Source organism: Micromonospora sp. LOL_013, assembly GCF_048060315.1.
In the GTDB taxonomy this organism is placed as follows: Bacteria; Actinomycetota; Actinomycetes; order Mycobacteriales; family Micromonosporaceae; genus Micromonospora_E.
Genome location: NZ_JBHMIQ010000008.1, coordinates 134802 through 158223, shown reverse-complemented (window position 1 = coordinate 158223; position 23422 = coordinate 134802). Strand labels below are relative to the sequence as shown.

General features: G+C 70.3%; 19 protein-coding genes. 1 reads left to right on the top strand and 18 read right to left on the bottom strand.

Going from position 1 to position 23422, the window contains the following annotated elements; translation table 11 throughout:
• Nucleotides 1-171 precede the first annotated feature (171 nt).
• From ACFHWS_RS07950 to ACFHWS_RS07880, 15 genes are all read right to left on the bottom strand, one after another.
• Nucleotides 172-1305, bottom strand: a complete 1134-nt coding sequence (locus ACFHWS_RS07950) for a DegT/DnrJ/EryC1/StrS family aminotransferase (protein WP_416552742.1) — start codon at nucleotides 1303-1305, stop codon at nucleotides 172-174.
• Nucleotides 1306-1324: 19 nt separating this feature from the next.
• A complete protein-coding gene (locus ACFHWS_RS07945) occupies nucleotides 1325-2704 on the bottom strand; it encodes a lipopolysaccharide biosynthesis protein (RefSeq protein WP_416567909.1) in 1380 nt (459 codons plus the stop codon).
• Nucleotides 2701-3933 (bottom strand): glycosyltransferase, encoded by a 1233-nt coding sequence (locus tag ACFHWS_RS07940; RefSeq protein ID WP_416567908.1) that lies wholly within the window; start codon nucleotides 3931-3933, stop codon nucleotides 2701-2703. Before ACFHWS_RS07940 ends, ACFHWS_RS07945 begins: the two co-directional genes overlap by 4 nt.
• The gene (locus ACFHWS_RS07935; protein WP_416567907.1) at nucleotides 3930-5192 is read right to left on the bottom strand and encodes a glycosyltransferase; all 1263 of its coding nucleotides are present in this window, start codon (nucleotides 5190-5192) and stop codon (nucleotides 3930-3932) included. The genes ACFHWS_RS07940 and ACFHWS_RS07935 overlap by 4 nt, the downstream gene beginning before the upstream one ends.
• A 46-nt stretch (nucleotides 5193-5238) precedes the next feature.
• Nucleotides 5239-6258, bottom strand: coding sequence for a sulfotransferase (locus ACFHWS_RS07930; protein WP_416552734.1), 1020 nt, complete (start codon nucleotides 6256-6258; stop codon nucleotides 5239-5241).
• Nucleotides 6258-7091, bottom strand: coding sequence for an FkbM family methyltransferase (locus ACFHWS_RS07925; RefSeq protein WP_416552732.1), 834 nt, complete (start codon nucleotides 7089-7091; stop codon nucleotides 6258-6260). The genes ACFHWS_RS07930 and ACFHWS_RS07925 overlap by 1 nt, the downstream gene beginning before the upstream one ends.
• Nucleotides 7082-8122 carry an NAD-dependent epimerase/dehydratase family protein gene (locus ACFHWS_RS07920; RefSeq protein WP_416552730.1) on the bottom strand — a complete coding sequence of 347 codons (1041 nt, stop codon included), beginning with the start codon at nucleotides 8120-8122 and terminating at the stop codon, nucleotides 7082-7084. Before ACFHWS_RS07920 ends, ACFHWS_RS07925 begins: the two co-directional genes overlap by 10 nt.
• Nucleotides 8122-9423 carry a nucleotide sugar dehydrogenase gene (locus tag ACFHWS_RS07915; protein ID WP_416552728.1) on the bottom strand — a complete coding sequence of 434 codons (1302 nt, stop codon included), beginning with the start codon at nucleotides 9421-9423 and terminating at the stop codon, nucleotides 8122-8124. Before ACFHWS_RS07915 ends, ACFHWS_RS07920 begins: the two co-directional genes overlap by 1 nt.
• 47 nt (nucleotides 9424-9470) lie before the next feature.
• Nucleotides 9471-10199, bottom strand: coding sequence for a sugar phosphate nucleotidyltransferase (locus tag ACFHWS_RS07910; RefSeq protein ID WP_416552772.1), 729 nt, complete (start codon nucleotides 10197-10199; stop codon nucleotides 9471-9473).
• Between the two features lie 25 nt (nucleotides 10200-10224).
• Nucleotides 10225-11754, bottom strand: coding sequence for a hypothetical protein (locus ACFHWS_RS07905; RefSeq protein WP_416567906.1), 1530 nt, complete (start codon nucleotides 11752-11754; stop codon nucleotides 10225-10227).
• Nucleotides 11754-13958, bottom strand: coding sequence for an acyltransferase family protein (locus tag ACFHWS_RS07900; RefSeq protein WP_416552724.1), 2205 nt, complete (start codon nucleotides 13956-13958; stop codon nucleotides 11754-11756). Before ACFHWS_RS07900 ends, ACFHWS_RS07905 begins: the two co-directional genes overlap by 1 nt.
• 195 nt (nucleotides 13959-14153) lie before the next feature.
• Nucleotides 14154-14996 (bottom strand): maleylpyruvate isomerase family mycothiol-dependent enzyme, encoded by an 843-nt coding sequence (locus ACFHWS_RS07895; protein WP_416567905.1) that lies wholly within the window; start codon nucleotides 14994-14996, stop codon nucleotides 14154-14156.
• A gap of 79 nt (nucleotides 14997-15075) precedes the next feature.
• The gene (locus ACFHWS_RS07890; RefSeq protein WP_416552720.1) at nucleotides 15076-15525 is read right to left on the bottom strand and encodes a hypothetical protein; all 450 of its coding nucleotides are present in this window, start codon (nucleotides 15523-15525) and stop codon (nucleotides 15076-15078) included.
• Between the two features lie 14 nt (nucleotides 15526-15539).
• Nucleotides 15540-16262, bottom strand: a complete 723-nt coding sequence (locus tag ACFHWS_RS07885) for a hypothetical protein (protein WP_416552718.1) — start codon at nucleotides 16260-16262, stop codon at nucleotides 15540-15542.
• Nucleotides 16259-16612 carry a hypothetical protein gene (locus tag ACFHWS_RS07880; RefSeq protein WP_416567904.1) on the bottom strand — a complete coding sequence of 118 codons (354 nt, stop codon included), beginning with the start codon at nucleotides 16610-16612 and terminating at the stop codon, nucleotides 16259-16261. The genes ACFHWS_RS07885 and ACFHWS_RS07880 overlap by 4 nt, the downstream gene beginning before the upstream one ends.
• A 222-nt stretch (nucleotides 16613-16834) precedes the next feature.
• On the opposite strand from ACFHWS_RS07880, the gene ACFHWS_RS07875 reads away from it, so the two are divergent.
• Nucleotides 16835-17071 (top strand): winged helix-turn-helix domain-containing protein, encoded by a 237-nt coding sequence (locus ACFHWS_RS07875; protein WP_416567903.1) that lies wholly within the window; start codon nucleotides 16835-16837, stop codon nucleotides 17069-17071.
• 147 nt (nucleotides 17072-17218) lie between these two features.
• Here ACFHWS_RS07875 and ACFHWS_RS07870 read toward each other — a convergent pair whose 3' ends face one another.
• Genes ACFHWS_RS07870 through ACFHWS_RS07860 form a run of 3 tightly spaced genes read right to left on the bottom strand, consistent with a single transcriptional unit; the run spans nucleotide 17219 to nucleotide 23366 of the window.
• A complete protein-coding gene (locus tag ACFHWS_RS07870; RefSeq protein ID WP_416567902.1) occupies nucleotides 17219-20650 on the bottom strand; it encodes a DEAD/DEAH box helicase family protein in 3432 nt (1143 codons plus the stop codon).
• Nucleotides 20647-21834, bottom strand: a complete 1188-nt coding sequence (locus ACFHWS_RS07865; RefSeq protein WP_416567901.1) for a restriction endonuclease subunit S — start codon at nucleotides 21832-21834, stop codon at nucleotides 20647-20649. The genes ACFHWS_RS07870 and ACFHWS_RS07865 overlap by 4 nt, the downstream gene beginning before the upstream one ends.
• Nucleotides 21831-23366: a type I restriction-modification system subunit M gene (locus ACFHWS_RS07860; protein WP_416567900.1), complete on the bottom strand. Its 1536-nt coding sequence runs from the start codon at nucleotides 23364-23366 to the stop codon at nucleotides 21831-21833. The genes ACFHWS_RS07865 and ACFHWS_RS07860 overlap by 4 nt, the downstream gene beginning before the upstream one ends.
• Nucleotides 23367-23422: the final 56 nt, after the last annotated feature.

Here is a 23422-nt window from a genome sequence, read left to right as displayed (position 1 = left end):
ACTACGCCCAGTGGGAGACCCAGGCCGCCGAGCTGGTCGCCCAGCACTGGAACAGCTGACCGCAGGCACAGCGTCCGCAGACACAGCGTCGAAGGGCCGGACCCCGTACCCCGGGGTCCGGCCCTTCAACGTATGGCCCGGCCACCCATGTCCAGCCGAGGATCGTCCCGGTCACATCAAGATCGTTCGCAGGGCGTCAACCACGCAATCCTGGTCGGCGTCGGTCAGGTCGGGATGGATCGGCAGGGACAGCTCCTCGGCGTAGTACGCCTCCGCTGTCGGGCATTGCCCCTGCCGGTAACCGAGGTCGGCGAACACCGGATGCCGGTAGACCGGCAGGTAGTTGACCTGGACACCGATGCCCGCCGCCCGCATCCGGTCGTAGACCTCGCGTCGGCGACCAGCGAGAACGCGTACCGGGTAGAGATGCCAGACCGGGTCGACCCACGGCCGCTGCTCGGGCAGCCGCAGACCCGGCAGATCGGCGAGCAGTTCGTGGTAGCGGGCCGCCAGCCGGGCCCGGTAGGCCTTGAACCGGGACAGCCGGGTCAGCTGGTTGAGCCCGAGCCCGCAGAGGACGTCGGAGAGCCGGTAGTTCAAACCGAAGCTGTGCACCTCCTGGTGCCAGCCGCCCTCGTCGCCGTACCGCAGCTGCTGCGGGTCGCGGACCATGCCGTGGTTGGCGAACCGGCGTACCCGGTCCAGCAGGTCCGGGTCGGTGCCGGTCACCGCGCCGCCCTCGCCGGTGGTGAGGTTCTTGGTCGGGAAGAACGAAAAGGTCGTCAGGTCGGCGAGCCCGCCGACCGGCGCCCCACGGTACGTCGACCCGATCGCGTGCGCCGCGTCGTCGAACAGCAGCGCCCCCGCGTCGGCGGCGACCTTGCGCAGCTGCCCGTACTCGGCGGGATGGCCGGCGTAGTCGACGGCGGTGACCACCCGGGTCCGCGAGGTCACCGCGGCCTGTACGGCGGCCGGATCCAGGTTGCCGGTCGCCTCCTCGACGTCGGCGAAGACCACCCGGGCACCGTGCAGCGCGGCGGTCGCCGCTGTCGCGACGAAGGTCAACGGCGTGGTGACCACCTCGTCGCCGGGGCGCAGGCCGACGGCACCGTACGCGGTGTGCAACGCGGCGGTGCCGGAGCTGACGCTGACGCAGCCCACCCCGCCGAGGTAGCCGCCCAGCTCGCCCTCGAACCGGCGTACGGTCGGGCCGGCGGTCAGCCACTCGGTGCGTACGGCGGCGGCGACCGCTTCGGCGTCGGACTCGTCCAGACAGGGACGCCCGTAGGGAAGCATCGACATCACTCCATCACTGGTCGGTGGGTCACACCCGGCTGAGCGGGGACGGTCGCGGTCGGGCGTCGCCTGCTGGCTCGGGACGCGGGTCGGCGGAGTCCGTGTGGCGGGGTCCGCCCGGTCCCCGCCGACGGTCCGCACCTGGTCGGCGGCGGTCCGCACCTGGTCGGCGGCGAGCAGACCGGGGGGCGGCCCGGCGGGTCAGCAGCAGCCAGGACGACGCCGAGATGCCGGCGTACACGGCGACGCAGGCGACCGCCGCGCCCGCCGTACCCCACAGTTGGACGGCCAGCAGGAACAGCGCCAGCGCCGCCGCGCTCCAGGCCAAACCGAACGCACCGACCGCGCCCATCCGGCCGGCACCGAGCAGCGCCCGGCTCGCCACCGCGTACGGCACGAACGCGACCTCGGCGACCAGCAGCACCACCAGCAGCGGTCCGGCGGCGGCGAACCCGGGGCCGAGCAGCGGGATGACCACCAGCCAGCCCAGCAGCCCGGTCACCGCGCCGACAGCGGTCACCGCGCCGGCGGTCACCGCGACCGTGCGGACCGGGCGCAACGGTCCGGACGCGACGGCCGCGTCCCGGTTGACCAGCTGGCCGATCGCGTTCGGCACCATCCTCGGCACCTGGCCGAGGGTGGACGCCACCGAGTAGACACCGACCGCCGCCGCCCCGGTGAGCGCGCCGAGTACGTAGCGGTCCAGCCGCAGCGCCAGGGCCAGCCCGAGGGTGAGACCGAGTGCGCGGCAGCCCCGGCCGAGCAGTCGGGACAGTTCGCGTCGGGTCGGGGTCTGGAAGCAGAGCAGCCCGGTGGCCCGCAGCGCGACGACCTGCGCGGTGGTCGCCGTCAGCATGCCGGCCCCCTGCCCGAGCAGCAGCGACCAGACGCTCGGTGCGACGGTGACCGCGACGAGCAGGCCGAGCCCGCCGCCGAGCGTGGTCGCCATCGCCCAGAGACTGCCGGACCGGAACAGACCGGCCGCGTACCAGCCGTCGGGTAACTGGGTGTGGGCGACGTACCCGCAGGTCAGCACCGACAGGGCGAGCAGGTAGCGGGGGTCGGCGAGCGCCGGGGCGATCAGCGGCGCGGACAGCGCCGACACCGCGACGGCGAGTACGGCGGCGCTGACCGTGGCCGCCACCGACCACCAGGTGTAGCTGGCGACCAGGTCGCGTCGCCGGGCGCCGCCGCCCACCACCGGATACGCCGAACGCAGTTGCGGTCCGGTGCCGAGGCCGGCGAGCAGCGGGACGATGCCGGCGGTGGACACGCCCAGCACCATCAGACCGCGACCGTGCGGGCCGAGCACGCTGGCGGCCAGCAGCGCCGCCACCATGTTGCTGCTCATCTGGACGGCGCTGGAGCCGGCCAGCAGAGCCAGGGTGGACCGCCGGTCGCGGGTCACCGCGCCTCGGCCCGCCACAGCGACCGCCACTGTGCCGCGGCGTGCCGGGTCTGGAACGGTGAGGTCGCGAAGCTCGCCCGGATCCGGTCCCGGTCGGCCGGGCCGGTCCGGGCGCTGCGCAGCACCGCCTCGGCCCACCGGTGCGCGCCGGCCGAAAGGTCGACGAGGGTGAGGCCGTCGACGTACCGGGACGCCTCGCGCAGGCAGGGCAGATCGGTGGCTACGACGGGTAGCCCGGCGGCGAGCGCTTCGAGCACCACGCCGGGCAACCCCTCCCAGTGGGAGGGCAGGACGAACACGTCGGCGGCGGCGAGCACCGGGGCGATCTCGTCCACTTCTCCGCCGAGGATCACCGTCGGGTCGTCCGGCACATCCGGGTGGGCCGACACCACGTCGTCGACCCCGCACGGCCCGACGATGAGCAGCCGGGTATCCGGCGGAGCCGTACCCGCCGGCCCTGCCGCGCCCGCTGGCGACGCCGTACCGCCTGGGGCGTCGGTCCGGGCCTGGACCGCACGGTGCACGTCAACCAGGAACGGCCGGTTCTTCTCCGGCGCGGACCGGCCGATGTAGCCGATGACCATGGCCTCGGGTGGGATGCCCCACCGTCGGCGGGCCGATTCCCGGTCGCCGCCGACGACCCGGGTCGCGTCGACGCTGTTGTAGAGGATTCGGCAGCCGGGCATGCCGACGTGACGGCCGGCGTACGCCATCGCCGCGTCGCTGACCGCGACGATGTCGGTGGCGACCACATGCAGCAGGCGGCGCAGGGCGGCGCGTAGCAGCCGGCGGGCGACCGTGTCGCGGCGGCCGTCCCCTTCGCTCCACATGCGGGCGATGCGCACCGGCACGCCCATCCCGGCGGCTACCGCCAGCACCACCGCGCTGAACAGGCTGATGTGTGACACGACGACGTCGGGCCGCCGCCGGCGCAGGCAGCGACGCAGTCGCAGCGGGAAGGTGAGGGCAGGACGCTGCGGGACCTGGACGACCGCCGCCCCGGCAGCCCGGAACTGTGGTGCCAGGCTGCCGGCCCGTCCGCCCATGGTGATGAACGTCTGGCGCACCTCGGTGGCCGGGACGGCCCGGCACATGTCGAGCGAGAGCGTCTCCGCGCCGCCGCGGTCCAGCGTGCCGATGACGTGGACGACGTGCACGGCTCTGCCGGCCGGGCGGTGCGATCCCGCCTGTGGTGGAGCTTCGGTTGGGATGGCAGTTGGGCGGGTCACACGTAGCTCCTCTGGGTGGCTCGGCCGGGCCCTCCGGCGCGACCTCCGGTGCGACCTCCGGTGCGCTCGACGGTCGCCTCGGCGACCGCCTGGTAGTAGGCGGTCCGCCGGGCGGTGAGCACATCGGCCGAGAAGTCCCGGGCCCGGGTGAGGTTGCGGGCGGACGCGGCGGCCATCAGCTCCGGGCGGTCCAGTAGCGCCGCGACGGCGCCGGCCCACCGGCCCGGGTCGTCCGGCGGGACCAGGAACCCGGGTGGCAGCAGCTCGGGAATGCCGCCGACAGGTGAACCGATCGCGGGCAGTGCCCGCGCCATCGCTTCGATCAGCGCCCGGGGCAGCCCTTCGGTGCGCGACGGCATGACGAACAGGTCGGCGGCGTCGAGTTGCCGGCGGACGGCGTCCCCGCCGGGCAGCGCGCCGGTCAGGACGACACGGTCGGCGACGCCGTACCGGCGGGCAAGGTCGGCCAGCTCGGCGCGGTGCCGTCCGTCGCCGACGTGGACCAGGCGGACCGCCCGGCCGTCGGCGGTCAGGGTGGCGAGTGCGGCGATGAGGGTGTCGATGCCCTTGTACCGCTGTTCGAGCGAGCCGACGGAGATCAGGGTGGCGGGCTGCCGGGTCGGTGCGACGGTCCCGGTCCGTCCGATGGTCCGGGCGGTGTCGACGTACGCGACCGGAGTGAGGTTGACATCGGACACCGCGACGCTCACCGCGCCCACCGAGGTCGGGTACCTGTCCTGCAGGAAACGGTCGGTGACGTAGGCGGCACCGACAGCGCGGCGGCACTGCCGGCGCAACCGGTCGACGTACAGCCGCCGCAGGACGGGCCGCAGGGGGTGGTCCACCACCCCGGGGGCGAACAGGTCGTACGGATCACCGACCACTTCCATCGCGTACGGCAGGCGACGGCGGTCCCGGGCGGTGGCCAGCAGCGTGCCGATCGGCGACGGCGCCCGCAGGATCACCGCGTCCTGCGAGCCGGCGGCATCGCGCACGGCCCGGCCAATCGCCTTCCGCTGGGCGAGGTAGCGGTACGGCCCGAGGTAGTACGGCACCGGCCAGACCTCGACGCCGGGGCCGTCGACCCGTTTCGCCTCAGCGGCCGGCTCGGCCGCGTCGCGTACCCGGGCGACGACCCGGACCTCGTCGAACGCCGCCAGGTACCCGCTCCAGAACTGGTGGTCCTGCCCGGTCCGGGCCCAGATCGCGCCGTCCGGGGTGCGGGCGAACCGCGCCTCGATGGTCACCACCACTCGCATCGTCCCTCCCCGGCATCCGTCGGAAATCCCCTGTTCAGCGCGATAGCTACACTTTCAGTCGATCATCCGTCTCGGGCCCAATCTCCGCCGTCTCGGACGCTGACGGCTCAGGTGGCCGGGCACGGTGGTAGCCGTACCGGCGCAGCAGCGGCGCGCACAGCCCAGTGAGGGTCCGGCGGGCGGCGGCCGGCAGTCCGGTGTGCCAGGCGTCGTCGATCCGCAACGCGAGACGGCCGGTGGTGAACCGCATCCGGTTGCCGGAGACGCTGTGTAGTTCGCCCAGCTCCACCTCTCCACCGGACAGATAGGACAGATCCAGCCCGGTCTGGGGCAGACCGGCGAGCCGGCTCAGCGTCCCGGCCGTACCCGGCGGGTCGGCGAGGAACTCCTCGTACCGCATCCGGTGCACCAGCCGCCCGGCGACCGCGCCGTGCCGCCGCCGGCCCAGCCGGCCCAGCAGGTCGTACGCGGCGTTGTGCCCGCTCCAGGTCAGCGCGCACCGGGCCGCCGGGAACCGGGGCACCGCGACGTCGGTGTCGGACTCCGGGTCGTGCACCCGGCGCATCCAGGAGTACGCCACTCCCCTCGGATCCCGCACCAGGTGCAGGATCCGCAGATCGGCCGGACCGGCCCAGCGCAGGCCGTACGCCAACGCGGTGTCCTTGGACGAGTCGACGACGACCCGGGCCCCGGTCACCGCCGCGGCGGCGGCGTAGATGCGTGCGTGGTAGTCGACGTACTCGATCAGCCGGGCCCGACGCCGCTCACCGAGCCGTGGGGCGGCGAGCAGCCCGACGTGCCGGGTCTGGCCGACGACGGCGCGCAGCCAGGTGATCCGGGCGAGGTCGACGTTGTCCCAGCCACCGAAGGCGTACTCGCCGATTTCGCTCCACAGCGGGCAGTCCCGGAACGCCGCACCGCACCCGCAGCGTCGGTTGTCCCGTACCCCGTTGTCCCAGACCTGCGCGACCTCGCCCAGCCCGCACACCCCGGGCAGCTCGTTGAGCACCCGCTCGACCAGGGTGCTGCCGCTGCGGCCGATCCCGCCGATGTAGAACAGCCGCATCACTGCCTGCCCCGGGAGGCGTACACGTAGTACGGGATCCACGGCCGGGGGTCGGCCGGTCGGGTGGTGATCGTGTACCCGGCGTCGCGCAGCAGCGCCTTGACCGGGGCGAAGGTGCGCATCCACGCGTCGGCCGGGCCCTCGGCCTTGAAGTCGTGGCAGGACACGACGAGGTTGCCGACCACGTCGAGTACGTCGCGGGCCCCCTCCAGCACGCCAAGCTCGGCACCTTCGATGTTCATCTTGAGCAGGTCGACCCGGTCGACGCCGCAGGTCCGCAGGATCTCGTCCAGCTGGCGGCCGGTGACCTCGATCCCGCCGGTGCCCTCCTGGCTGATCCCGTTGCGGATGTGGCTGAGCGCGTCCTCGCCGATGCGGACCGGACCGGCCTCGCCGACCACCGCGCACTCCAGCAGCGTCACGTTGGACAGCCGGTTCAGCTGCACGGTCCGGCGCAGGCAGTGGAAGGTACGCGGGTGCGCCTCGATGCTGAGTACCCGACCCTGCTGACCGACGACCCGGGAGAACAACCGGACCTCGGTGCCGACGCCGGCGCCGATGTCGACGACGGTGTCACCGGAACGCGGGTGGTAGCCGTACAGGAAGGTGTCCCGCACGACCAGGTCCTCCCGCTCGGCGGACAGCCCGCCCAGCTCGGTGTTGACGACCGTCCCGCCCCGGTACCGGTGAATCCAGGTGTCCTCCTCGTACCGCACGACGCAGCGCGAGCGGGACCGCAGTGACAGCGCGATACCGCCGAGCCCGGCGATGATCCGGGGATCGACCCGGTCGTCGGCCACGTCGAGGATCCGGCGACGCAGGCTCACCGCCACGACGGCACCTGCCCTTCGATCCGGTCCGGCGCACCTGCACCTGGCGGTGTCGGGGCCTCGGTGCCGACCGGCCGGCCGTGGTCGCGGTACCAGGTGAAGGTCCGCCCGACACCCTCTTCCAGCGCGACCGCCGGCTGGTAGCCGGTGAGCCGGCGCAGCCGACCCAGGTCCGGGCAGCGTCGGTGCACCGAGCCGGCGGGCGCCGGCTCGGGCCGCAGGCTGGCGTGGCTGCCGGCGGTACGCAGCACCAGTTTCGCCAGGTCGGCGATGTTGGTCTGCTCCGTGTCGTCGCCGATGTGCACGATCCGGCCGGCGGCGTCGGGGGTGGCCATCAGCCGGACCACCGCCTCGACGGCGTCGTCGGCGTAGCAGAAGGCGCGGTACTGGTCGGCGCCCGGCACCCGGAACGGGTCCTCGCCGCGTAGCGCCCGCAGCGACATCTCCGGTACCACGTGGTCGGTGCCCATCCGGGGCCCGTACACGTTGTGGAATCGACCCACCACGGCGTGTGCGCCGACCGCGCGGGACCCGTGCAGCACGGCCGCCTCGCCCAGCAGCTTGCTGGTGGCGTACGCGAAGCGGGGTGCCGTCACGTCGGCCACCATCGCCGGGACGTCCTCACCGGTCGGTACGGCGGCCACTGCGGCGTCGACCGCGCCGGCGTACACCTCGCTGGTGGAGCTGAAGAAGACCCGGTCGGCGGCGGCGATCCAGTCCATCAGGTGCAGCGCGACGAGCGTGTTGATCCGGACCACCCGGGCCGGGTCGGCCTCGACGTTGCGCACCCCGACCACGGCGGCCAGCAGGTAGACCTGGTCCCATTGCCGGGGCAGCGCCGCCCAGGTCGCGGCCCGGGTGAGGTCACCGGCGACCACCTCGACCGCCGGGTCGGCGCAGACCTGAGCGAGTTCGGCGTCATCGCGGCCCCGGGAGAAGTCGTCGACCACGGTGACCGCGTGGCCGTCGGCGACCAGCCGGCGTACCAGGTGCAGGCCGATGAACCCGGCACCGCCGAGGACCAGCGCGCGCATCACACCGGCTCCCTGGCGGACCGGTAGCCCAGGCTCTCGTAGTGCACCCCGGCCGCCCGCACCGACTCCTCGTCGAGGATCCGCCACGAGTCATAGATGAACCGGACCGCGGTGCCGGGCAGCAGCGTGCCCACCGGCAGCCCCCGGTAGTCGGGGTGGTCGTTGAGCACCAGGACCGCGTCGGCCTCGCTGAACGCCTTGTCGAGGCTGACCGGCTCGCCGCCGTGGGCCCGGATGACCTCGTCGGCGACCAGCGGGTCGTGGCCGAGCACCCGTAGCCCGGCCCGGCCGAACGCCGGCAGCATCGCCACGACCGCCGCGCCGCGCATGTCGTCGGTAGGCGGCCAGCCCTTGTACGCCCAGCCGAGGACGGCGAGGGTCGCGCCAGCGGTCGCGCCACGCAGTTGTCGCAGTCGCCGGACGACGGTCTCCGCCACCTGTACCGGCAGCTGCTCGTTGCGTCGCCGGGCCGCGGCGACGAGCAGTGGGGTGTGCGCCGGTGCAGAGGCGCCGAACAGATACGGGTCCTTGGACAGGCAACTTCCGCCGACGAAGCCGGGTCGGGCCAGGTCGGGTCGGGGGTAGTCGTGGTTGGCGGCCCGGATGACCTCCAACGGGTCCACCCCGTGCGCCCCGGCGAGCAGGGCGACCTCGTTGCCGTACGCGTAGATCAGGTCGGTGTGGCAGTTGTTGGCCAGCTTCACCAGCTCGGCGGTCTCCAGGCTGGAGACCGGGACGACCTGCCGGGCGAGCCGGCCGAACAGGGCCACCCCGGCGCGTCGGCTGTTGTCGTCGAGACCACCGACCACCTGGGGCAGTTCGGTGAGCTCGCGCAGCGCCTGCCCCTGGATGGTCCGTTCCGGTGCCATCACCAGCCGGGCCCGGCCCCAGGCGGCGGTCAACGCCGGCAGGACGACCCGCCGGCTGGTGCCGACCGGCACGGTGCTGCGCACCACGACCAGGGTCTGCGATCCGCAGCGCCGGGCGATCTCGGTTGCGGCGGCCGCGACGTTGGTCAGGTCCGGCTGCCGGGTGTCGTCGCGGACCGGAGTCGACACGCAGATGACGGCGGCGTCGAGGTCCGGCGGAAGCGCCGGGTGAACGAACAGGTTGCGGCCGAGGGTGTCCCGTAGCGCTTCGGCCAGGCCCGGCTCGTACAGATGGACCCGGCCGGCCGACAGCTCCTCCCGGACGCGCGGCTCGCTGTCGACGCCGTGCACCTCGCATCCGTTGCGGGCCAGGCCGGCTGCCAGGGTCAGCCCGACATACCCCATTCCCACGATGCCGATCCGGTTTGCCATTGTCGCTCCTTGTCCGGAATCGAGATCTGTCCGGGCCGGGCCCACGCTCATGCGGACTCCCGCAGCGCGGCCGGCAGCAGGATCGGTTTCAACGTCTCGAAGCTGCGGTTCGCCTCGTCGTAGTCCTCGGGTCGACCGATGTCGAGCCAGTAGCCGTTGAAGTCGTAGGCGGCTGGCGGGTTGCCCTGGCCGATCAGGTCGAGCATCAGCTGGTCGAAGCCGAAGGCGATGCCGCTCGGGTACGCCGCGATCGTCTGCCTGGTAAGCCCGTACACGCCCATGCTGACCCGGTAGTCCAAGGTGGGCTTCTCCTTGAACTCGACGACCTTGTCGCCCTCAACGGCCAGCACTCCGAAGTCAATTTGCACCTTGCGCCGAAAAGTCGCCACGGTCACCGGGGCGCCCGAGTCGGTGTGGGCGCGTAGCAGGTCGGCGTAGTCGAGGTTGGTCAGGATGTCGCCGTTCATCACCAGGAAGCGCTCCGGCAGCCGGTCGCGCATCGTGAACAGTGGTCCGACGGTGGACAACGGAGTCCGCTCCTGGGCGTAGTCGACGGACAGTCCGTGCCGGGAGCCGTCGCCGACGAACGCCCGGATCAGCGAGCCGTGGTGGTTGATCGCGATGGTCACGGTCCGGAATCCGCAGGCGGCCAGCTGGTGCAGGACCACGTCGAGGATCGCGAAGTGCTCGCCGATCGGCACCAGCGGCTTGGGCAGCGCGGTGGTGTACGGCCGTAGTCGTACCCCTCGGCCGCCCGCCATGATCACGACATGCATGTCGTCCACCGGTGCACCCCTTCGGCTATTTGAGATGATTTGAGGCTAGCAGAGCGTTAGGCCCTGATTGTCGGTATTGACGATGATCGACGGCCGTCCGTGGCCGGCGCGCGATCGCGCAGAGCACCACAATCGCCAGCGGCAGCGCCTCACCGAGGTAGAAAGCCAGGATGTTGTCCAGATCGGCGGTGACCAGGATGATCGTGATCGCGCACAGCGGCAGGCAGAGCAGCTTCGCGGCGAGGGCGTCACGACGCCGCGCCTGCGCGTAGTACCGGGTGGCGAACCGCAGGAACAGCCCGAGGAACACGAACGACAGCAGGCCGCCGGCCGGTCCGAAGTTGAGGATCGCCTCGCCAGTGACGCCGAAGACCCGTTGCGACCGCAGGCCGGAGTCGTACACGCCCGGCCCGTACAGCACGTCCGTACCGATTGCCGACTTGCTCCGGAACCGCTCGGCACCCGCGCTGCCGGGCACCAGCAACAGCGGTGCGGCGACGTAGGTGCTCCCGTAGCTCCAGTCGGCGGCCCCGAGGCGTTGCCGGTCCAGCAGCAGCGCCTGGACATCCGCCCGACCCAGATCGGCCAGCAGCACCGTCGGCAGGTCACGGCCCGTCTCCGTGGAGACCTCCTCGACGGTACGGGTGCCCTTGGCGATGTCGACGACCTCCACCCCGGCACCCTTGTAGAGCCCGTAGGCGTACACGAACACAACCACCGCCGCAGCCGCGGCGACGAACGCCTTGCGGGTGATCGGCCGCACCAGCAGATGCACCAGGACCAGGCCGAGCACCAGCGGCCACAGCACCGCCGACCGGCTGCCCCGCAGGCCACCCACCAGGAACTGGACCGCGACCAGGCCGACCAGCAGCAGCACCACCAGGTCGACGCGGCGGCGCAGCAGCTGCCGCCAGCGCACCAGGACCAGGCAGAACAGCAGCAGCGGAAAGGACTCGCTCAGCAGCAGCAGCCAGCCCATCCCGGCCAGGGCGGTGCGGTCCTGCGTCATCGCCGTCAGGAAGCCACCCGGCCCGCCGAGCAGTACCACCTCGGCCCCGAACGCCAGGACACCGACGACGACGGCCATCAGGGCGACCGATTGGAAACGCGCCGGGTCGAGCCGGGGTGGCCCGACCGGCCGTGGACCGCGACCGGGCAGCGACAGGACCACCCGGTAGACGACCAGCCCGACCATGTTCAGCAGTGCCATCGCACCCAACGCCGATCGCCACCCCGCCGCCGACGGGTGCAGAAGCGGCGGCCAGTGATCCAGCAGCACGTGCAGCACCGGCGCGAGGTAGTAGAAGTGGACGCCGAACAGGCCGAGGATCGCCTGCGGGTCGAACACGTCGCGCCGCCGCCGCAACCATTCGAAGGCGTCGGCGCCGATCAGTACGCCGCAGACCGTGACCGGGATCAGAAACCAGTGCCGCAGCCGCGGGTCCACGCAGGCCAGCACCGCGCTGGCGGACGGGATCAGGGTGGCGGCCAGCACCCAGCTCGTCGCCGGCGTACGCGCGTCGTCACTTGGGCCCGGCCCGGTCCGGGTGTCCACTAGGCGCCCGCCAGCCCGATCCGCTCGTCCAGCGCCCGCCACAACAACCGCGAGTAGGTGGCCGAGATGTGGTTACCGTCGCGCAGGGTGACCACGTTGCCGACCAGCGCCGGGCAGACCGTCGACGTGCAGAACCACGGGGTCGGGTCGACGACCAGTGCGCCCCGGTCCCGCGCGGCGGAGGCGATCATCTGCCGTCGACGAGGCTCCAGCACCACGTCGGACACCGCACCGTGACAGGTCCGCGCGTCGGCCAGGTGCAGCGCCAGGCAGTCGACCACGGTCGCCGGCAGCCACGGCACGTCACCGATCAGCACCACTTCGCTGCCGGTGGACCTGATCGTGTCGACGGTCCGCGCCCAGCCGTCGGTCCAGACCCGGTCACGGTCGGTGAACACGCCGATCGGGTCACCGAAGGTGTAGTTGGTCGACGAGGTGATCACCAGCGCGGGTCGCAGCTCGCCGATCCGTCGCAGGGCCTGCTCCCGCCACTGGACGCACTCGTCGTACGGCCGGTTGACCGAGTCCAGGTGGAACCGCACCGACGCGGCGCTGCAGAAACCCTTGACCATGACGACCAGTCGCCAGCCGCGCTCGTCGGCCAGCCGGCGCACCGCCGGGAACCAGCTGCCCGCGTGCGAGTCGCCGAACAGCACCACGGTCTGCCGCGCGTCCGGGTCGCCGTACCCGCACGGGTGGTCGGTGCCGGTGTCGGTGATCCGCAGCACCACGCAGCCGTCGTGGAACACGGCCGGGATGTCGGTGGTCACCTCGGGCAGCGGCGGGGTCAGGTTGGCCGGCACCGGGCCGGTCTCGGCGCTGGCGGTGACCAGCCGGGCCAGGTCACGCTCGACGTCGGCCGAGGCGGCCAGGGTGGCGACGGTGTCGACCGGGCGGCCCGGCCCCACCAGCGTCGGTTTCATCGCCAGCGCCGGCACCGCCACCGCGACGACGACGGCGGACGCCACGGCTGCCAGGCCGACGGTGCGCCACGGCCGGAGCGCATGCCGACGCCGCCGCAACGGGGCCTCGACGAGCAGGTACGTGCCGGCGGCGGCGACCAACGCACCGCCGACCAGGCCCAGGTTCTGCCCGATCGTGCCGTGCCCGCCGAGCAGGGCCGCGCCGATCACCAGGAACGGCCAGTGCCACAGGTACCACGAGTACGACAGCCGGCCGATCCACTGCAGTGGACGCAGGGCGAGCAGCCCGGCAGCTCCACCGGTGTGCGGCGCGCAGCCGGCGGCGATCACCAGCGCCGCACCGGCGACCGGCAGCAGCGCCGGGTAACCCGGGAACGGGGTGGTGCTGTCGAACAGCAGGGCGGCGGCCAGCACGGCGGCCAGCCCGGTCCAGGCCAGGCCGGCGGCGAGCCGGGCCGGCAGTCGCGACACGGCACCGGCCCCGAGGGCGATCAGCACGCCGGCCAGTAGCTGCCAGGCCCGCGCCGGGGAGCCGAAGTACGCGTACCCGGGCGACGTGGCGGTCAGCCAGACGCAGAGCGCGAAGGAGAGCGCGGCGACGCCAGCCACGACGACCAGCACCGGCCGCAGATCACCCGGACGCCAGCGCAGCAGGCGGGGCCAGCCGAGCAGCACGAGCAGCAGCAGCGGCCAGCACAGGTAGAACTGCTCCTCGACCGCCAACGACCAGTAGTGCTCCAGCGGCGACTCCCGGCGCATTGTGTCCAGGTAGTCGACGCTGTTACGGGCCAGCAGGAAGTTCACGCAGTACGCGGCGCTCGCGATCGCCTGGGTGGCGATCCACTGCAGTTGCAGCGGCAGCCACCACCAGGCGGCGACCAGGGTGGTGACCAGCACCAGGACGGCGGCGGGCAGCAGCCGCCGGGCGCGCCGGGCGTAGAAGCCGAGGATGGAGATGGTGCCGTCGGTGGCGTACTCGCGCAGCAGCACCGAGGTGACCACGAAGCCGGAGATGACGTAGAAGACGTCAACGCCGACGTAGCCGCCGCCGAACAGTGGGACGCCCGCGTGGTAGAGCACGACGAGCAGTACGGCGACCCCGCGCAGCCCTTCGATGTCGCGCCGGAACGTGCCGTGCCCACGGCCACCGAGCGCGACCGGGCGGGCCGGACCCTGAGCCGGCCCGGGCGGCTTTTCCCGGTCCCGAGCGGTGGTTACCGTGCCGGACGCGCCGGACATACCCGCCGGCACGTCCGTCGTGGCCAGCTCGGAACTGGTCATCGCTACGCACCCACTCTCCGAACCCCGACGGGTACGGACAGTTCTATCAGTGCTTTTCACCGCTAGAGCGACGTTTGCCGAATTACCTCACTAAGAGCGCAAAACCACCCCATAAGTGAACGAGGTCCGCTGATTAGTCGATAGCCTGCGGCCGGATCGTCACCCGGCCGATGCCGTGCTACGTCAGACCATGGCCTACTCGGCCGGGGTCGTGAAGAAGGTGGCGAGGACGGTCAGTGCGGTACGCGACTCGTCGGGCACGCCGTCGAGCACCGTGGCCGAGCCGCGACCGGCCAGCGCGTCGGCGACCTCGGCGGCCGGCGGGGCGGCCGACTCCGCCCGAGTCGCGGCAGGCGTCGCGGTCAGCGTCACCGATTCGTCGGCGACCACCTCGAAGACGCCGCCGCCGTCGCCACCGAGGTCAAGACGCTGACGTGCCTGGGCACCGAATTTCTGCGCCACCGCCGCCGCGATGAACAGCCCGTACGCGGTCGCGCAGCTGGTCGCTTCGGGGCTGGTCGGGCGGTCGACGCCGAGCGGCAGGAAGATGTCGCGTTCGTGCAGCCACGAGTCCCACAGCACGTGCAGCGCCTGCACCGTCCAGTCCATCGGTCCGTACGGCAGGACGACGTCGAACCGGTCGTCGCGGGCCAGCCGGTCCCGGGCCACGGCGAGCGACTTCTCCGTCGTCGCGACGAGCCGGTCGAGGGTGTCGGTCGGCGACTCGCCGGTCGATGCCGCCAGCCAGTGGCGGGGAGTGGTCCGGGGGTCGAACCCGGCTGTCACGTCGAACATCTGGTCGCCCGGATCGGGAGCCATCGCAACGGTGACGTCGCCCAGGTGCCGGACGGTGTCCTGCACCGACCAGCCGGGACAGCGGGTCGGCGAGGACCACTGCTCAGGGCTCAGAGTCCGCAGGTCGGCGCAGAGCTGCCGCCGTTGGGCGGCGAAGACGTCGAGCAGCCGCGCGGGATCCAGAACGGACTGACCGGCGGTCCTCAGCAGCAGCGTGGGTGGCGGGCTGTTCCCGGTCATCATCGAGTCCCCTCCGGTCGGTCGCAAAGGCATCAGCATATTCCGGAGTTGTCCACCAGGGATCGGCGTTCGAGGTGGATGCCTAGCCGACGGGAGAGGCGGGGGTGACCATGGCGTCAACCTCGCGCAGCAGCGCGTCGTAGCCGGCCGGGCTGGGCTGCTCGTCGCTGACCAGGGCGACGGTCAGCAGCGTCTGCACGGTGATGTTCTCGGCGGTGGCCGGCAGTGTCTCGTGACTGCCGAGCGCGGCCAGCAACAGGTTCTCCGCGATGACCGGATCGACCAGGGTGCGGTCGGGGTCGAAGCGTTCCCGGACGCTGGCCACGAACCGGATCACCGCGCCGTGGTCGTCGCGGCGGAACCGCCGGTCGGCGCAGAGCACGAACAACGCGCTGAGCAGGTCAAGATAGTGCTGGCGGTCGGCTTCGGTGAACCGCTGCACCCAGCGATCATGGGCATGTACCTGCCCGGCCATCAGATAGCTGAGCGCCGCCACCGGCTGGTTGGTCGGCACCGGCTTTTGGTTCGTCACCGGCTTTTGGGTCGTCACAGGCGCATCTCCCGCTTCACGTTGTTCCACAATGTCCGACGGAACACCTGCCAGCGGGTCCGGAATCGCAGGTGCCGACGGTTGGCGGCCACCACCGTCGCCGCCATCCGGGTGCCGACGGCAAGGGCGTCCCCGTTGGGGCTGGCTATCGGCCGCACCGCGGCCAGCCGGGCGGTCCGCGCGGCCGGCGGATCGACCCCGGCGTCGAGGGCGTCGAGGTAGCGGTCCACCGCGCCGGTGCCGACGCTCAGACTGATCTCGACGTCACGCAGCCGGCTCAGCGCTACGGCCAGCCGGTCGGCGGTGGCCTGGGCGTGCGGGTGTTCGCTGCGGTGCAGCCGGTCCGTGGCGTACGCCAGCCGGTGCCGCAGGTCGGGCAGCTGGGCGGCGGCGTGCGCGGCGTGCTGGCGGGCGGTCTGCAGGCCGTACAGAATGGATGCGACCGCGACCGGTCGGCCACCCGGCAGCTGCGGGCGTCCGGCGCTGACGGCGTCGAGAACATCACCGTACGCGTCCCACGCCTCGTGCAGCGCATTCTGATAACGGTCGGTGGTCAGCCCGGCGTCCGGGTGCCGCACGCCGGCCAGTTGCTCGTCGGCGTGGGTGACGGCGGTCTCCATCGCCAGGGCGACGGTCCGCAGCACGTCGATCATGTCGGCGGCCACCTGCAACGCCTGCCCGTCAGCGGGGTCGTTCTGCTCGACTGGTGTGTCGGTCATGCCGGCCTCCGCCACCAGGTGAACCGTGCCCGGTCGTTGTCGGTGGTCCGGGCCGGGTCGAGCAGGGCCTGGTCGAGCAGGGCCTGGTCGAGCAGGGTCGCACCGGGCCGGCGGAACGGCAGCCGGTGGTAGCGGGCCAGGGTCGCTTCGGCGGCGGCCAGGTCGGCGCACGGGCCGGGTCGTCCGCAGCCCAGACAACACCCGTTGTACGCCGACGTGGTGTGCGTGTCGACGGCCTGTTGCGCCGCGACGACCCGGTCGCGGGCGTACGCCGTGTAGTAGGTAGCTGGCCTCTGGTTGACCGTGGCGGTCGGGGTCGGTGTCGGGGCGGGTCGGGGGTCGGATGTCACCGGTCGGTGCCTCCCGTTCAGGCGTGGAGAGGGCGCACCTGGTCAGCCGGCGGGGCGGCCGGCTGACCAGGCTCCTTGCGGGGAACCAGCTCCGGGTTTGCAGACCAAGGAGCCGGGCTGAACTTTGTCATACTAGTCTGTACAAGTCAACTCCCTACTAGTCTCTACTTGTCTGACCAGCGCAGGGCGTGATCAAATGGCGGTGCAGACCAGGGAGTCCAGATGCCCGCCAAACCGAAGTGGGCGCAGATCGCCGATCACGTCCGTGAGCAGATCGCGTCCGGCCAGCTCAGTCCAGGCGACAAGCTGCCCTCGACCGCCGAAATGCGCTCCGAATACGGCGTCTCCGCTGGCGTCGTCCGGCACGCCATCCTCGTGCTGCAGATGGAGCGCTTGGTCCATGGCGTACACGGGCTTGGGGTGTTCGTCGCCGACCGCGACGACGCTGGCGGCTCGTAGCCCGAACCTGCTGGACCGCCGCCGGCAGGATCCCCCGCGACCTCCGCGAATGGAGGGCTGAGGCACGTTAAGACGCCCGAATTACGTGCCTCAGCCCTCCACTCGCGAACGGATGCGGCCCACGACCGTCGCTCTGGTGGCCCAGGGTCAGGCGGCGTCGGCCTCCGGCTCGGCCGCTCTCGCCTTGACCGTACGCAGGATGCTGACCAGCTTGTCGACGTCCGCCGACGGAAATACCGAGTCCGGGCCAGCCGGAGCCTTCTCGGTGAACGGCGACTCGTAGAGCCGGCTCGGCTCCATCACCCCGTTCTGCGTCAGGTGGTCGATCATCGTGTTGATGAAGTCGAGCTGCCCCGCGTCGAGGTTGCGGCCGGCGGTGAAATCGTCGAACACCTCGGTCGCGGCCTGCCGGTCCAGCCCGACCAGGGAGCGCAGGAACAGCCCGAGGCCGTTGGCCCGCCGCCGGGCCTGGGCGATCTCCTGCTCACTGCCGCCGCAGTCGACCAGCATCCGTTCCAGCTCAGCCAGGTCGGTCGGCGACAGCTGCCGGTTACGCCGCAGCTTCTGCAACGCCACATGGTCCTCGTGGGTCCGCAGGTGCACCCGGACCTTCTCCCGGAACCGCTCAAAGTCGGTGCCGACGTCAAGGCCGGTGAGGCGTACCTCGGTCACGTCGTTGATCTGGTCCTCGAAGTCGGTGTAGACGATCGCCCGCTTCGACTTCTCGACCAGCCGGACCAGCGACCGGACCCGTCGACGCAGCCCTTCCAGCATCGGCAGGGTGACGTCACGCCACCACTCCTCGGCGGCGACCTGGTCGAGCAGCTCCACCTCGGCGCGGATCGCCGGGATGTTGCTCTGCTCCAGCAACGCGGCGGCGATCGCCTGCACGTCAGCTTTGGTCCGGTCGAAGCGGCCACCTGCACCGAGCCGGGCGAGTTGCAGCCGCAGAATCATCAGGTCGAACCGTTTGGCTTCCTCGTCACCGCTGAGGCGCATGTCGCTCGGCAGGCCGGCCAGTTCGTGGCTGATCTCTTCCGACGCCGCCGGGGTGAGCCGCTGCCAGCTCGCCGGGTCGGCGTACCGCTCGACGGCCTGTCGGTGTGGGCGGACCAGAAAGTTCTCCAGCCGCATGCCGGCGACTAGGCCGCGCAGCTCGTTGGCGACGTCCCAGCGCAGGCCGGACTCGCTGCGGGTGCCGTCGCCGTCGATGACCGTGCCAGTCGGTAGCCGCTGGTCGAGCTGACTGATCAGCTCAACCTTCGCCTTGAAGATCCGCTCACTGAGCGACGCGGCCGTGGACCCCTCGGTGCGGGTGGGCGAGTGGCCGAAGTACTCGAAGTTTTCGCAGAAGTCGAAGATCAGGAAGTCTTTCTTGTGCTGACCGGGGCCGTACAGGTCGTTGCACAGCCTGGTGCCCCGGCCGATCATCTGCCAGAACTTCGTCTTGGACCGGACCTGCTTGAAGAAGACCAGGTTGACGACCTCGGGCACGTCGATGCCGGTGTCCATCATGTCGACCGAGATGGCGATGTGCGGATCCTTGACTGGTGCGCCGAAGGAGTCGATGAGAGTTTGGGCGTACCGGTCCTTGTGCAGCACGACCCGGGCGAACTCGCCGAGCAGCTGCGGGTAGCTGGCGTTGAACCGGTCGGCGATGAACTCGGCGTGCCGGGTGTTCTTGGCGAAGATGATGGTCTTGCCGAGCCGGTCGCCGCCGGCGACCCGGTGCCCCCGGGTCATCAGCAGTTCGAGGACCTTGTCGACGGTGTCGGCGTTGAACAGCCACTGGTTGATGGCCTGCGCGTCGACCCGCTCCGGGGCCTCCTCCTCACCCCACTCCAGCTCGTCCCACTTCTCCTTCTCGTGCTCGGGAAGGTCGTCGTAGCGGATGCCGTGCCGCGGATACCTGATCGCGACCGATACGGCACGCGGCGGGACCAGGTAGCCCTCGCGGATCGCGTCCTGCAGGCCGTACACGTCGGTCGGCACGCCGTTCTCCAGGTTGAACAGGCGGTACGTGTTGCGGTCGACCTCGTCCTTCGGGGTGGCGGTCAGCCCGACCAGCAGCGAGTCGAAGTAGTCGAAGATGGCGCCGTACTTCTGGTAGACCGACCGGTGCGCCTCGTCGATGATCACCAGGTCGAAGTAGCCCGGCCCGAACCGCCGGCTGCCGCCCTCGTCCAGCTCGTTGATCAGACCCATCATCGTCGGGTACGTGGCGACGTAGACGCGGCCGTCGGTGCGGTTGCGGTCCTGCGACAGGTTCACCGTCACCGTGTCCGAAAGGTGCGTCTTGAACGCGTTCGTCGCCTGCTGCACCAGCGCCAACCGGTCGGCGAGGAACAGCACCCGCTTGACCCAGTTGGCCCGCTGCAGCAGGTCGACCAGGGCGATCGTGGTGCGGGTCTTACCGGCCCCGGTAGCCATCACCACCAGCGCCTTACGCTGGCCGTCGACCTCGAACGTGTCGGCGATCCGGCGGATCGCCCGCTGCTGGTAGTGCCGGTTGACGATGCCCCGGTCGATCGACGTGTCAGCCAGCCGCTGCCGGGTCGACCGACGCTGGATCAGCAGCTCAAGCTGATCCTTGGTGTAGAAACCCTGGACCTTGCGGTACGGGTATCTGACGTCGTCCCAGAGCCAGATCTCGTATCCGTTGGTGTAGAAGATCACTGGCCGCCGGCCGTACATCCGCTCCAGCGCGTCGGCGTACAGCCGGGCCTGATTCTGGCCGTCGATGGCGTGCCGCCGGGCGCTCTTGGCCTCGACGATCGCCAGCGGCCGATCGTCGTCACCCCACAGCACATAGTCGACGTAGCCGATGCCGGTCGGATTCGGCATGCCACTGACCTGGAACTCGGTGTCCCGTGCCTGATCCAGCGCCCAACCTGCCTCGTGCAGCAGCAGGTCAATGAACAGGTCCCGGGTCTGCTGCTCGTTGTAGTCGTGGGTGTCCGGCACCCTGCTGTTGCGCGCCTTGGCGGCGGCGACCTGCTCACGGAGTCGCTTGACCTGCTCGTCGAGGTCACCGTCGAACTCGGCGGCGGCTTCGCGCTCCTCGCGCTCCTCCTGCGCGGCGAGCTGGTCGGCGAGGGCACGCAGCTCGGCACGGGTCTTGGCCTGACGCACCTGCGGCCTCGGCAGCAGCGCTTCGTCGAAGACGAGCCTGCTCGACGGCACGGCGGCCTGGTCGCGGGTGTAGGTGCGGGCCAGCCAGTACATCAGGTGGAACAGCTCCTGGCAGACCACGAGCGCGTCCCGATCACTGACCCGACGGCTCTCATGCACCGCCTTGTTGCCCTGCAACCGGATGATCTCCATCTTGGCGTGCAGGTCCTCGCCAACCAGGTTCTTCAGCGCCGGCTCCGCGATCCGCGCCGCGAGCTGACCCCGGTACGGCCGCCGCAGCGCCTCATCGGCCCGGTAGAGCCACTTGACCAGGTGTTCGAGGCAGCGCCGGGCATAGAAGCAGGCGGTACGCGGGTCAGCGTACGTGTGCTGCTCGACGCGCTGCGCCTCGTCGAACAGGTCAGGCCACTCAGCCCGCAGGAACGCGAAGTTGCTGGCCGCCGTCACAGCTCCCCCCGAAACGCCCGGTGCTGCAACGACGCAAACAGCGCATCCAACTCCCCCAACGCCCGCCGCTGCACGCCCCACGTTCGCTCGACCCCAGTCACGGATTCAACAAAGCGCTGCTGGCGATCCAGCGGCGGGACAGGAATCGGAATCGAGCCGAGACCCGCAGTATTTACGTTGTATTGACCGGCAGACGTTTTGGATCGCTCGCGCATGCTAGACCTGCCAATTGGCCCATTGAGGTACTCTCTCACATAGACAGGATGAACCAGGTCAGAATTGACACGAGCTCGAATTAGATACGAGGCATAGATAACGTCGGCACCGAATACACCTTGCCGCGACATATCAGCCGAATCAAAGACAGCACAACGCCCGACATAATCGGGATTTCCGTTTGTGCGAACGAAAAGAAGGTCTCCGTCAACAAGCCGCAATCGGCCGAGCTCGGCCAGAGAAACGTCGACAAGCTTCAGGTCGTCGACATCAACTGATCCAGCCACGATGTTCGGGATGCGAAGTGTCGGATAGCCGATCTCACCCGACTTAATCGAGGTGCCATACCTGAACTCGGAGACAAGATGATCGAACGGCCGCAGTGGCCACCGGTCAGGAATCTCGGAAGGAGATCCGAACATCTGAACAAAGACCGACTGCAGAAGCAACCGCGAGTTATGACCCACCGATGCCCGCTTGGCGCGCAGGGCGTCGACGCGGTCCAGCACGTCCGCGATCCGCCGCTGCTCCTCCAGCGGCGGCAGCGGGATCGAAAAATTCATCAACTCCTTCGGGCTCAACCGAGGCAGATTTGCCCCAGACGACCTACTCGTTGCGAGATCGACGTTCGCCGGGACCCGCAAGAAGTAAGCAAGGTAGCGACGGTCCAGATTTGCACCTGGAAGCACAGGTAGGATATCCGTACTGCAGACACCACAGAAATTGGGGAGTGCAATTTTCGCGAGATATGGCCGCAACTTGCCATACAAGACATGGCGCTCGTCAAATACAAACTTTCCGCTCGTTACGCCACTTGCACCCACCGTGCCGACGCCTGCAATACCGCCACCAGACTCGATATTTTCAAGGCCCACATACAAGGTATCCTGATTAACAGATTCCGGTGGGACGACATCCCTCGACAGGGACGCGACCTCACCGAGTTGTACCGTGGTTGCCGCCGTCACAGCAGCCCCTTGAGGTCGGCGAGGCCCTGTTGGATCTCGGATTCGAGGCGTTCGAGTTCGGCGATGATCTCGGCTGGTGGCCGGTGCTCGACCTCCTCGTGCACGATCTCCTTGTAGCGGTTGAGGCTCAGGTCGTAGTCCTGGGCGACGATGTCGTCCTTCGGCACGCAGAAGGACTGCTCGGTGCGCGCCCGCTCCCGCTCGGCACCGTCGCGCTGCTTCCAGCGGGCCAGCACGTCCGGCAGGTTGTTCTTCGCGTGCTCCTCGGCGGTCAGCGCCTCGGTCGGCACCGGGCCGAGCTTCGCCTCCGGCAGCAGCGGACTGCGCTTGTCGTCGAGGCTCCAGCCGTCGGCCTTCACCTCGTAGAACCAGACGTTGCCCGTACCACCGCTGTTGGTCTTGGTAAAGAACAGGATCGCGGTCGACACTCCGGCGTACGGCTTGAAGACCCCACCGGGCAGCTTGACCACCGCGTCGAGCTTCTGGTCCTCGACCAGCATCCGGCGCAGCTCCTTGTGTGCCTTGCTGGAGCCGAAGAGCACCCCGTCGGGCACGACCACCGCCGCTTGGCCGCCGTTGCGCAGCAGCCGCAGGAACAGCGCGAGGAACAGCAGCTCGGTCTTCTTCGTCTTGACCGTCTGCTGCAGGATCCGCGAGGTGCGCTCGTAGTCCAGGCTGCCGGCGAACGGCGGGTTGGCCAGGATCACCGAGTACGCCTCGGTCTCGTCGCTGACGTCGTCACCGAGGGAGTCCCGGTAGTCGATGGCCGGGTTCTCCACCCCGTGCAGCAGCATGTTCATGCTGCCGACCCGCAGCATCGTGTTGTCGAAGTCGAAGCCGTGGAACATGTCCTGGTGGAAGTGGTCACGTAGCACCGGGTCGTGCAGCGCGTCCGGGTGCCGCCGGCGGATGTACTCGACCGCGCCGACCAGGAAGCCGGCGGTGCCGCAGGCCGGGTCGCAGATGCGATCCTTCGGGCCGGGCTCCACCATCTCGACCATCAGGTTGATGATGTGCCGGGGCGTCCGGAACTGACCGTTGTGCCCAGCCGTCGCGATCTTGCTGAGCATGTACTCGTACAGGTCACCCTTGGTGTCCCGGTCATCCATCGGGATGTCGTCGATCATGTCGACGACCCGCCCGAGCAGCGCCGGGTTCGGGATGGTGAAGCGGGCGTCCTTCATGTGCCGCGAGTACGCCGACCCGTCACCGCCCAGGGTGCGCAGGAACGGGAAGACGTGCTCGCCGACGATCTCGTACATCTTCCGCGGATCGATGCTCTTGAAGCGCTGCCAGCGCAGCTCGCTGTATGGCACGCCGAGCGGGTCGTCGCCGTCGGGGTAAATGTGCCGGACCCCGTCGGGGCCGAGGCGCTGTGCCCGGTTGTCGGCGAGGGTCTGCAACTCGTCGAGACGGCGGATGAACAGCAGATACGTAATCTGCTCGATCACTTCGAGGGGATTGGAGATACCGCCCGACCAGAAGGCATCCCAGATGCGGTCGATCTTGCTTTTCAGTTCACCAGTGATCACGGAGTCATGTCCCAAGGGCTGAGTGGTGGTGGACACGGAACCGTTTAGAGTCAGCC

What these genes read in the sequence shown, in the direction of transcription:
- ACFHWS_RS07915 (WP_416552728.1), bottom strand. Translation starts at nt 9,423, where the DNA reads ATGGCAAACCGGATCGGCATCGTGGGAATGGGGTATGTCGGGCTGACC.
- ACFHWS_RS07895 (WP_416567905.1), bottom strand. Translation starts at nt 14,996, where the DNA reads ATGATGACCGGGAACAGCCCGCCACCCACGCTGCTGCTGAGGACCGCC.
- ACFHWS_RS07920 (WP_416552730.1), bottom strand. Translation starts at nt 8,122, where the DNA reads ATGCGCGCGCTGGTCCTCGGCGGTGCCGGGTTCATCGGCCTGCACCTG.
- ACFHWS_RS07900 (WP_416552724.1), bottom strand. Translation starts at nt 13,958, where the DNA reads ATGACCAGTTCCGAGCTGGCCACGACGGACGTGCCGGCGGGTATGTCC.
- ACFHWS_RS07885 (WP_416552718.1), bottom strand. Translation starts at nt 16,262, where the DNA reads ATGACCGACACACCAGTCGAGCAGAACGACCCCGCTGACGGGCAGGCG.
- ACFHWS_RS07930 (WP_416552734.1), bottom strand. Translation starts at nt 6,258, where the DNA reads ATGCGGCTGTTCTACATCGGCGGGATCGGCCGCAGCGGCAGCACCCTG.
- ACFHWS_RS07875 (WP_416567903.1), top strand. Translation starts at nt 16,835, where the DNA reads ATGCCCGCCAAACCGAAGTGGGCGCAGATCGCCGATCACGTCCGTGAG.
- ACFHWS_RS07935 (WP_416567907.1), bottom strand. Translation starts at nt 5,192, where the DNA reads ATGCGAGTGGTGGTGACCATCGAGGCGCGGTTCGCCCGCACCCCGGAC.
- ACFHWS_RS07910 (WP_416552772.1), bottom strand. Translation starts at nt 10,199, where the DNA reads ATGCATGTCGTGATCATGGCGGGCGGCCGAGGGGTACGACTACGGCCG.